Annotated in this window: 6 protein-coding genes; 2 read left to right on the forward strand and 4 right to left on the reverse strand. The window is 32.9% G+C overall.

Features of this window, described 5'->3' with window-relative positions:
- Positions 1-12 precede the first annotated feature (12 nt).
- Positions 13-3,426: a CHAT domain-containing tetratricopeptide repeat protein gene (locus tag Q0822_RS13620; protein ID WP_299124583.1), complete on the reverse strand. Its 3,414-nt coding sequence runs from the start codon at positions 3,424-3,426 to the stop codon at positions 13-15.
- 19 nt (positions 3,427-3,445) lie between these two features.
- Positions 3,446-6,892, reverse strand: a complete 3,447-nt coding sequence (locus tag Q0822_RS13625; protein ID WP_299124585.1) for a CHAT domain-containing protein — start codon at positions 6,890-6,892, stop codon at positions 3,446-3,448.
- A gap of 49 nt (positions 6,893-6,941) precedes the next feature.
- On the opposite strand from Q0822_RS13625, the gene Q0822_RS13630 reads away from it, so the two are divergent.
- Together Q0822_RS13630 and Q0822_RS13635 are read left to right on the forward strand one after the other, a co-directional pair.
- Positions 6,942-7,709, forward strand: coding sequence for a hypothetical protein (locus Q0822_RS13630; protein ID WP_299124587.1), 768 nt, complete (start codon positions 6,942-6,944; stop codon positions 7,707-7,709).
- On the forward strand, positions 7,702-8,892 hold the full coding sequence (locus tag Q0822_RS13635; protein WP_299124588.1) for a hypothetical protein: 1,191 nt from the start codon (positions 7,702-7,704) through the stop codon (positions 8,890-8,892). Before Q0822_RS13630 ends, Q0822_RS13635 begins: the two co-directional genes overlap by 8 nt.
- A 110-nt stretch (positions 8,893-9,002) precedes the next feature.
- Here the strand turns inward: Q0822_RS13635 and Q0822_RS13640 are convergent, their stop codons facing one another.
- Both Q0822_RS13640 and Q0822_RS13645 read right to left on the reverse strand, forming a co-directional pair.
- Entirely contained in the window at positions 9,003-10,733 is a 1,731-nt protein-coding gene (locus Q0822_RS13640) for a DUF2207 domain-containing protein (RefSeq protein WP_299124590.1), read from the reverse strand.
- A 3-nt stretch (positions 10,734-10,736) separates the two neighbouring features.
- On the reverse strand, positions 10,737-11,291 hold the full coding sequence (locus Q0822_RS13645; RefSeq protein WP_299124592.1) for a LemA family protein: 555 nt from the start codon (positions 11,289-11,291) through the stop codon (positions 10,737-10,739).
- Positions 11,292-11,554 lie beyond the last annotated feature (263 nt).

Genomic DNA, 11,554 nt, shown 5'->3' on the forward strand with positions numbered 1-11,554 from the left:
TTTTTGAAAACATCATTGAATTAAAACAAAAGCTCCCCAAAAATAGGGGTTAGGATACTTAGTTTTGATGTTTTTTTGTGTTTTAAAAAAAGCCTCTCGTATCGAAAGATTATTCGTAAATATATTGGTGTAAAAATCTTCCATATACTCTTGAGTTACATTATCATCAACTTTCCATAATGAAAGTAGTAAATTTTTTGCACCTGCAATTTTAAGCCCCCTTTGAAGTCCAAAAACACCTTCATTACCTTCAGACTCTCCTAATGCTGTCTCACAAGCTGATAAAACAACCAGTTCAACATTTTTCAAATCTAAGCTTGCTATTTCATTTGCAGTCAGTATACCATCTTTTCTGTTATTGAAATTTTCTCCATATTGCCAAAAATAGTTTGCCTTTGCTAATGCTAAACCAGATCTATTCATTGGATTTTTGTCATTAATAAATAAAACAGACCCAAGCATTTCGGTGAAACCGAATTCATTTTTTAAAGGTTTTAAATAAAAAGCATGTGTTCCAATATGAATGATTTCTGGTTTTAAGAATGTGGAATTTATAAAGTTCTCTTCGGATGCGTCAAAACCTATCTTTTTATGGGTAATTATATTATTTGATTTTAATATTTCTTCTAAAGCATTTACTTCTTTTAATGTGCCGGGCAGTTCTGTGAATTTGCTACTCCTTGTCTTTACATTGGTTTGATCTTCTATTTCTTGGTTAAGTACGTAAGTAATTCCACCAAAAAGTAAAGCTTGATTGAAGTTTTGGGATATATTGGAGTTGGCGATATCTTTAGAGCTATTTATCCTAATTATATTGTATTTCTCACCCAAGCTAAGTTTAGAATTTATAGGTAGAGCTGAAAATGCAATATTTTGTAAAATACCAGTTGGGGCAATATAAATTTTATGAGACTCATCTAAAACCTTTTCAATGGGTAGCCAAATGTAATTATAAAGCAAACTTCCTTTTGCTTTGTACAATTCTGTAATTACGGACTTTGGATCTTTAAATTTTTGAGTTGTATTTTCTATAATTTGTCGTAATTCCAATTCATTAAATAAAGAGACATATGTCGGACTTTTTGAGTTTTTTGATAAAACAAAGGCACCATAATTGATTTTATGATTTTTAATATTAGACGTGTCTTTAAATTTTACAAACTCAATTACACTTTCATCTTTATTTAAATTTTGTTTTACAGTTTGCCAAGTGATAGTGTTTTCTTGAAGTCTTTTAAGAATGACTTTTTTACCTCGTTTTAAAAGTTCTTTTTCATAGACTCTGGCATAGTCCATTAGCGAATCTCTATTTAATACACTTACATTTCTTAGTTGATTTTTAACCAATTTCCAGTTCGTATTAATGGAGTCTAAATCTGTAGATTTGTAATCTTCTGATATACTATTACTTATGCTTTCAGTTGTATTTAATAATAACTGTTTACTTAATACAGCATAATCAAAACCATGTCCAATAATCTTAGATGGCCATTCATTTGATTCATCGATAAACCTAAATAAAGTCTCGGGTCCATAATCATTTTCTAAATTCTTTTTTCTTTTCTCCTCTGTAAACTCTAAAAGTTCCTCTAAGTAGATATCAGTAAAAGACTCACAAAACGCTATCATATTCTTATTCGCCATACTCACATTTCTTTTTTTTAAATAAAGGTTTGCAAAATCTGAAGAAATAACAGACTCTAAATATTTGAAGTCGTTGCTCTTTTCAAGGTCTTTTAAATTAGTGATTGCTAATTGTAAAAAATATTCGGCTTTATCAAAATTATTTTTAGCTAAAAAAGAAAGACCAATAAAATGATAAGCCTGAGATTGTAGGTGAGTTTTATTGCTATCCTTAGATTCCGTTGTTAAATACGTGATGTACTTTTTAAACCAAATTATAGCATTGTCAAAATCTCTATTATAATAATAAGCCTTTGCCATGATATCATAATTGATTTTTGCTTTGTATTTTTCAAGCTTAAGAATTTTTTTGCCATAGTCTACTGCTTTATCATATTCCTTACTAGATATGTATAAAGTCTGATAAGCATGATATATATCTAAATAAGTTATAGATACATTAGGTATATACTTAGTTGTTTTTTCAGCTAATTTCAGATATTTTAATGCTGTCTCAAAATCACCTAAAAAATAATTAACAACGAATAAATTTGAGTACATCCTTCTCTTAAACATAAGATATGTAGTAATGTCTGATTTTAATCCTGAGTCATCTAATTCTTCGATAGTTGTTTTGAGTGTTGTTATAATTTGATTATACATTTCTAACTCATAAAGATGTTCAGTTTCTTTTAACTTAGAGTGGTAATAACTAAAAAAGTACTTAGAGTTATCATTGTTCTTAATGCGCTCATCATTGATAGTTTTGTAATCTTGATAATTACCTTCAGATACAATAGATTGATCTATTTTGGCTTCGATTTTATTAAGCACATTACCTATTTCGGTACTTAATGCCCCACCTGCGTTATAATTGGTATTTTGAACCTCTTTCAAGAAGTTCTGCATGGTGTTTTCAGTATTTTCATAATACGCTTTAGAGCGTAACTCTTCAGAATATGAAAAAGGATTTATCAAAATAAACCTGTAATTCATATATTTTTTTGATGCAGACCATATGCCCCTCTGTCTAGTTCTTGGATCCAATATTTTACCAATGGTATCGTAGTCGTCCAATAAATCTTTAAGGTAAACGGTCGCTTTGGACAAGGTAATAGAATCTTTTCGCGAATTAACAAAGTTATCTATAGCATCTTCTTTAAGTCTAAGATAATATTGGCTTGGTAACTTTTTGTTTATAATTGATCCCTTAATAGCATTTGCGCGTTGAAACTGTAATTTTGATGCACCGATTGTATCTTTTTTTTTAAGGTAGATTGACATCTCTAAACCAACGATTTCAGCATAGCTATTGAGTATTTTTTCATTTTTAAAATCAAAATTTTTTAGCAATTTTTTTCTTACTGACTCAAGAGTATTTAAGGAGGTTTTTCTTATGTTTTTCTCGAATAGTAATTTGTACTCTTCAACAATAATAGTGGTAAAGGTCGCAAACACATCTGACTTTTTTAAATCAAAATGTTCTTTTAACTGAGTCTTTAAATCAGTAATGATTTTTAATGCTTCATCATACTTTTTCTGCTCTCTTTTAATGGTAATATCAAGGACCATAATAGAGCAATGAAACTCAAAGTCTTCAAACTTTTCTAGACTTGCTTGTTCTGATACTACATCTTTAATAGCATTAATATAGGGTATAGCATCAACAAAATGTCCCTTATCAATTAAGTATTTTGCTTCAGTATAATCTTTAATAGTTAGACCTGTTAATCGAGCAGATTGCGCATAGGTATGCGTCTGGATTATTAGACAAAATATGATTATGTTGTTTTTATTTAGCAAAGTATAAATGATATCATAATTACTGTATCAAAACAAAAGCTCCCCAATAATAGGGATTAGGATATTTTGTTTTGATGTTTTTTTGTGTTTTAAAAAAAGCCTCTTGTATCGAAAGATTATTCGTAAATATATTGTTATAAAAATCTTCCATATACTCTTGCGTTACAGTATCATCAACTTTCCAAAGAGAAACCAAAAGCTTTTGTGCTCCAGCCATTTTTAAACCTCTCTGAATACCAAACACACCTTCATTATTATTAGACGCTCCGAGTCCCGACTCACATGCTGATATCACAGCAAGTTTTACATCGCTTAAGTTTAGTGTTGATATTTCATTAGCAGTTAAAATACCATCTTCTCTATTTTGGGTTATTTTATTGCCATATTTCCAATAATAATTAGCGTCAGCTAAAGCCAATCCAGATCTATTCATAGCATCTCCGTCTTGTGTTAAAATGGTAGATCCAATCATATCCGTAACTTCAAAATCATCCGTGCTTGGCATTAAATAAAACGCATGTGTTCCAATATGGACAATATCTGGTTTTTTCAACATAGCTTTAACCAAGTTCTCTTCCGAAGCTTTATTTTGGCTATATGTCAAGCATTCGATTTGGTTGTCTTTTAGTAACTTTTCAATTTGTTCTATCTCTTTTTTGGTGCCTGGTAAAGCTCTAAAATCTCTACCTCTGTTTGCTCTATTCGTTCTAATCGGTGTCAATGGATCTATGGTTTTTTTAGTATAGTTGTAAGCTATGTCCCCAAACAATGCCGCTTTTGTAAAGCTGTGAGTCGTTTCTATTTTAGCTATATCTTTTGTGCTTCCCAATTGAATTAAATTAAATTCTTCGCTGAGTCTTTTGCTATTTGTTGAATCGATAAGTGCTGGGAAGGATATATTATGTAGTATTCCAGAAGGTGAAAAGTAAACAGTTGTGATCGTATTTAAATATTCATTTAATGGTTGCCATACAAGATCATATAATTCATCACTGTGTTGTTCATAAATCTCTGTGATAACAAGTTTTGTATCTGCTTTTTCATATCTTTTTTTATTCAAAATTGTGTTAAGTTGGTCTTCATTACATAGAGGAACAAATAAGGGTGCTTTAGCATCTTTTAGGAGTATAAATGCACCATATTCTGTGTTATTTTGTTCTTGTAAGAAGTAATAAGGGTTATAGGATACAAACTCTATCACCGCATCACCTGTTGTAATATGTTGTTGAATATCTTGCCATTCTATTTTAGAATTTTCAAATAATTCCAGAATAGACGCCTTACCGCGTATGATGAGCTCTCTTTCATAAACGCGCGCATAGTCCATCAACGAATCTCTATTAGCAATATTAACGTCTTTTAGTTGATTTTTTATCGCTTTCCATTTAGTGTTAATCGCCTTTAATTCTGGAATCTCATTAACTGAGGCATTCGTTCTAATGGTCTCAGACGTATTTAATAATAATTGTTTTGACATTAAGGCATAGTTATAACCCATAATTAAAATAGCATCCGAATGCATGTTGTTTTGAGATAAATAATAAAACAAGGTATTTGGACTATGTGCTTGGGCATCATTTATTTGCAGACGGCTCGTCTCGTCCATATTTAGTAGTGATTCAAAAAATGGTATACTGTACGTTTGCGCAAATTTTAGCATATAATCTTCTGCACGTTGCGGTAAACCCAATTCAGAATACAATATGCCAAGATCAGCATATAGCGTACCTAAAATATAGTCTTTAGATGGATTATTATACGTTGATTCTGAAAACCCTTTTAAAGCTGTTTTAAAATGCGTATTGGCCTCATCGTATTGTTTCGACGCCAAATAGTATTTACCAAGGTTATGATTTGCAAAATTTATGGAGTAAGCATAACCTGTATTTTCTTTTTGAAGCTCTAAGAACTCAAGATATTTTTTTTCCCAAATAAGTGCTTGCTCGTTATTATTTAATTCAAAATAGATACTCGCCATCATACTAAATTGCGACCATGTTGATGCGGTTGGGTTCTTTACTGATCTCTTAATATACTGAAGTGCTTTTTCATAATTCTTAGTTTGAAAATAAATAGAACCATAATACATATTAAAGCTGTTAATTATATCCTCACTAATTTTCCCATCAGGCTGCATTTTGTAGGCAATGGCCGCTTGGTCTAAATGGAATAGGGCTTTGTTGTAGTCTTTAAGCTGACTGTAAACAGTATAAAAATTTAAATGGATATAGTATATGAGTTCAAAATAAGAAGCGCGGTCTTTTTCTTTGAAATTAGAGTTATTTACTTCGACCAATAATTCATTTAATTTCGATAGATACTGATAATACATTGTCGAGATCATCAGCACATCGAGTTCTCCGAATTTATTTAAGTAATAGCCATAGTCTTTAGTAACGCTAGTTGCTTCTTTTTTTTGTTCCGTATTAAGGACCTTCTGATATCGGCCTTCTTGCAGTTCTTTATTGGAAATGGACTCATCAATATCTATAAGAGTTTCTTCAATGGATTCAATTAATTCATTACGATCTTTTTCGCTTAAATCTTTATTGTTTTTAATTTCCTTGGCGAGTTCTGTTAAATCGGCTTTGCCTTTAATTAGTTGTAGTTTACTCGCGCTATAATTTTTTGTGAACGGATTAACAAATTCTTCTTGAAATTCGAATATGTTATTGGCTAACTCGCCACGTAATTTATTATTGGTATAAGGATAAGATTTAAACTCTTTCAATAAGTCTTTAGATTGTGTTATGGATTCTTTTAGGGCTTTTTTGTACTCTTCTTCTGAGTCATTGAAATTGGCTAAATGACCTATAATATCTGCCTTTTCACTAAAATAGAAATCTATCATGTCTTCATTGCCGTCCATCATGCTTTTAATCTTATTCAGTTCATCGCGTTTTACCTCAAAAGCAGATTGTTTATCTGTCAAATTCATAAGGACTAAGTTTTCCAAAGAAGTCATCGTTTCAAAGGATGAAAATGCATTTTTATCTCTGAGGTCATACGTGTTAGTGATGTAAGTTTTATAATTTTGTAAGAGTTCCAGAGCATCATCATAACGTTGAGCATCTATCAAAATGCTATTTTCTTGCATAATTAAGATGCCATTTAATGAAAATACATCTGCTTTAAATACATCAAACAGATGCTTTAAATCTTTGCGCAAACCTTGTATTAAACTTAGTGCTTTATCATAATCTTTTTGGCCAGCATAGATATTACTTTCAATACTACTTATGGAAACAAGCGTGCTAAAGGCATCGAAAGATTTAGGGTTTTTGGATTTACTGATATGTGACTTCACTTTATTAACATACACCAAAGCTTCTTTGTAATTTTCATCGTTACAATGGTCTCTGGCGAGCTTATAATCTTCATAAGTGTCAAGGTATAAGCTATTACTCTGTGTATAGCCTAAAAATACAGAACACCATAATAGCGCTGCAAAAAAATATTTATGCATAGTGTTGGTAATTTGCTTAAATTTAAGGCTTTTAGTAAAACGCAGATTAATGTACAGGCTATTATTTTTAATTTTTTGTTTTTGTAGTTTACAGTCTTTTTCTCAGGAAGCCTTCTTGGTTTTAGAAGTAAAAGGCACTATTACCTACGATAGTATTAACAAGCCTATTGCTGCTAATGACGAATTTTTTGGCAATCCTAAATTTAAATTTGCTTCTAATGAGGCCTCTGCCGTTATTTTAAGTACTACACAAGGACGCGTAATTTTATTTGCCAATCAACCAGAACCAAAAGCCACCAGATCGGCATTGGTTTACTATCTTCAAACTAATATATTACCAGAAAAAAAGTATAATGCCACAAGAGGAGGAGATGTAGCTACCATAAATGTTTACTTTAAAGGCAACAGCTTATATCAAAACAAAACCATTGGAGTCATGTCTCGTGCTCAAAAGACAGGCGACTTCTACCTGTCGTATTTAAAAAATGATAATATCTACCTCACTAAATTAACAAGAGAAGAACGGCTTATACATATAACTGCTGAGACATTTACGCAACCAGATAACGATAAAACCTATCCCATAAAAACGATTAACCTACATTATCAAGATAAGGATACGAAGGAATTCACTACAATTAATAGTTTCACTTTTCAGATTTATAATATAGAACATATTCAAGGCACTATTAAGCACTATAAATCTTGGTTAAGTGGTCATAACACGCCCGCAAAAGAGCAAATTGCGTTCTGTGAAGATTATCTTTTACAAAATTTTGGTAGTGATCTAGACCTAAAAGACTTAGGATTTGATTAAGATTTTAACAAAAAAGAACATCTGGTTTGTTGTCCTCAATTCTATTGTTGCACTCGTTTTGTTCTTTCTTATTCAAAAGGTTTATTTTCTTCCTGGTGATGATAGTAAAGTGTTCTTTTTAGGACCAGTGATAAAAAACTACCTCTCTAAAACATCGTCTGCGCCAAAAGCAGATGATATTTTATTGATAAACACCCATTACGATAATGAGGTCATCACTAAATACGATTCTGTCGGTCATGTATACGGCAATCAAGTCGTGGTTGATCGTTCAAAACTCCTCACATTCTTTAAGAAGTTAAAAGCCACAAATTCGCATAAATATGTGATTTGCGATATTATGTTTGAGGATAGTACAGCTTATGACAGCGAATTGGCCAATGTGCTAAAATCTACAGAACGCTTGTTGATACCACGTACTGATAGCCTCGGAGCTATAGCAGCACCCTTTAGAGCTGTAAATTCAGGTCTCGTGGAAGTCTATGCGGTGGCCAACCTCTTTTATAAATATAAGTTGTACGATCGCCAAAATCATTTAAAATCAATGCCTCTAAAACTCTATGAGGATATTCATAAGTTGCATTACGAAGATTACCGTCTCTTTGGAAAACTTGGTGATAAATTTATTCTAAATGACTTTGTGCCCGAGCATTATATTAATAGCTATAACGTGTTCGAAACCAAAGCCTATAAGGTCAACAATTTAGGTGATGTAAGTAAAGCCAACCTCATTTTTAATAATTTCGTAGAAGACAGAATTATAGTCATAGGTAATTTTAATGTAGATACCAGAGGTACTATTTACGGAGATATTCCGAGTTCTTTAACATTACTCAATACCTATTTGGGGATGGAGAAGGGCAAAAATGTAATAAGTTTTGGTTTAATACTGGTGTTATGGCTTATATGTTTAGGATACTCATTTGCCGTTATCATCCCTAAAGCCACCTTCAAAAATGTTCTATTACGAATACCGTTTGTAAGTGGCATTTTAATGGGCGTATCCTATGCCTTTGTGATGATCGTCTTATCTCTGCTGATATACTTTGTTTTTAATGTTAATTTAAGCCTCATTTACTTAGCAGCGTTTTTTTATTTAGAGAATTTAATCTTTCATAGAAAAATACACTGGAAACGTTTTAAGAGTAATTTGCAACCTGAAGACACCAACCAACCCTTATAAAACAAATGTGATTATTCATCGCGAAAGTGGAGGTATACGCGATCGGATAAGCTATCGCGATTAAGACGCATCAGAGTTATAATGTCGTAGGATTTTCTACTAAGCGGCAACTACCAGCCACCACCTCCGCCTCCTCCGCCTCCTCCGCCAGAGAAGCCTCCTCCACCCGAACCACTGCCACTGCTCGATGGTGGTGTTGCAGATCTACTAATTGAATTAGATAATGATGAATTTAAACTATGGTTAAAGCTTGAGAAGTTGGTCACACGACCAGCATACCATGTTGGTTGATAACTTTGGTCAACCATAGCTGTGTTAATGAGCCTCTGAAATTTTGCTCCCCAAACATCTTCAGCACCTAACACAATCGCATAAGGCAAGAGTTGTTCAAAAATTTCTGGTGTTAAATCTGGTGGATTAAAATGTGCAATTTGCTTTTCTTCTGCAGCACTCATGTATAGTTTAAAGCCTTCAATCGTTGATTTCAACTTCAACTTTTCTATACTAGGTTTTCGTATGAGGTATTGGTAAATCAAAAAGCAAATAATATTCAATGCCAAAAATACAGCGAATATTACACCATCATTGTCACCTTCAAAGTATTCAGAAACAAGAACGACAAACGCCACAACATAAGCCACTATAGTAATGAATGGTAGTAACCAGAATTTGTAATTAAAACCTTCATAAATCAAGCTGTTATGTTGTTTTTTTAATGAAGTTCTGTATGCTTTGACGGCACTACCGATATCAGAATCGTACTTACCATCTAATTTAAGTTGGTCTGTGCCAGCAAATAATTTTGAGAATAGCACCTTTTCCTCATTCATCAGTAGACTGGTATCGTCCTTTAATTTATGGATGATAAATAGTTGATTTTTAAACAACCCAAACACGTAGTCCTGCGTTTTTTCTTCAATTTTAAGATAGCCTTTAACAGCCAAATTTATAATAGTACCAGTGATTAAATCTCCATGATAGCGCAGCTTATCTATCATACCTACAGATGCAGGCGACATATTATTTGGGATTTCCCACTGTGGTATTACAGTTGGTTTTGGCGGATCAATTCCAAATCGTAACCAGGTGTAGCCATAATAAAACAAGAGCGCTAAACTGATAAACGCACTTAAAATAAGCGCCCCAAACTTCTGAAAAAATGTGGGTGGTGGAGGTGGAGGTGGTTGGGTAACGAGACCTTTGTTAAAACCTACAGCCACAGTTAAGTTTTCGCCAGCGTTTAATTGACCAGCATTAAAACGTATGCTATTATCCGATAGCGTTGTAGCATTGCAGTTGCTACTACGGCTGCCATACCGTCCTGTATAACACGCATTTTGAATAATGGTGCCACCTGATGGCAGCGTGATGTCACAAGACACCTCACCAAAACCTAAGGCCCAATCAAAACCATTGACATTCCAATAGAGTTCATCATAATTTTCAAAAAAGCGAATTTGTCCTGTCATTCGGTACGTAATTGTATAGTCGTACGTGCCTTCACTTAAAAACACATCGCGTTCACCAACATATATGGTGATGGAACCATTACTACTTTTAGTATGGTATTTAGACGACCGTCCATCTCTTTCTACAGATAGTATCTTAACATCGTGCTTTACCTTGTTGCCAGAACTATCAATACGCACCGTTGGGATGGTGCGTGTAATACCACGTTTAAAAATAGTACCATTGGCATAAATTTTAATAGACTCTGTTACCGCAATGGTACTTGAAGGTTCTACGTTGATAGCAGAATGAAAAGAAAGCACACGTTCCATTTGCGTCAACGACGCCAATGAGTGACTTACTAATAGTATAAGACATAAGAGTTTTCGCAACGCTTAAAATTTTACTTGTGGATTCTCACGTTCTGAAGCCATTTCAATTTCAAAAAATTCTGCTTTTTTAAAGTTGGTCAGTCCTGCAATAATGTTAGATGGAAACGAATCAATAACAATATTATAATCTCGTGTTGTACCATTATAATAACGTCGCGCTTTTTCAATATCACCTTCTATAACAGATAATTCGTTTTGCAGGTTTAAAAAGTTTTCATTGGCTTTTAAATCAGGGTATTGTTCTGCAACCGCATATAAGTTAATTAAGGCCTTGTTTAATTGATTTTCAGCAGCCTGTTGTTCGTCTACTGTTGTTGCATTCTGAGCCTGACTTCGGGCTTTAGTCACATTTTCAAACGTTTCCTTTTCATGGCTGGCATAGCCTTTTACCGTTTCCACTAGGTTAGGTATTAAATTATAACGTTTTTTTAATTGCACGTCAATACCACTCCAGGCTTCATCGACGAGAGTGCCTAATTTTACCAATCGGTTGTAAATGCCAATGCCATAAAATGCGGACAACACTAGAAAACCTAGAAATACATATAATACGATCATAGAAATGAATTTTAATAAGACTTAAAGGTATTGAAAAATTACCAATATATCTTACGGAAGTTTCAGAGTTATCAGATTATTGCCATGCAGATGCTTAAGGGCTAAAATCGTAGCCAAACCTTATAATGCCTATGTTGTGATACACAGAGAAAGTGCAGGGATTCGGGATCGGATGAGTTATAAGGATGATTAATGTAATTTGTTTCAGAATCCCTTTGTGTTTTGTAGTACTTTTTTTATTTTTAGCTATTCCCTTAATTAAC

Origin of the sequence: uncultured Winogradskyella sp. (genome assembly GCF_947496485.1) — a bacterium.
In the GTDB taxonomy this organism is placed as follows: domain Bacteria; phylum Bacteroidota; class Bacteroidia; order Flavobacteriales; family Flavobacteriaceae; genus Winogradskyella.

Coding starts and splice junctions, on each gene's coding strand:
- Q0822_RS13630 (WP_299124587.1), top strand. CDS start 6,942: ATGTACAGGCTATTATTTTTAATTTTTTGTTTTTGTAGTTTACAGTCT.
- Q0822_RS13625 (WP_299124585.1), bottom strand. CDS start 6,892: ATGCATAAATATTTTTTTGCAGCGCTATTATGGTGTTCTGTATTTTTA.
- Q0822_RS13645 (WP_299124592.1), bottom strand. CDS start 11,291: ATGATCGTATTATATGTATTTCTAGGTTTTCTAGTGTTGTCCGCATTT.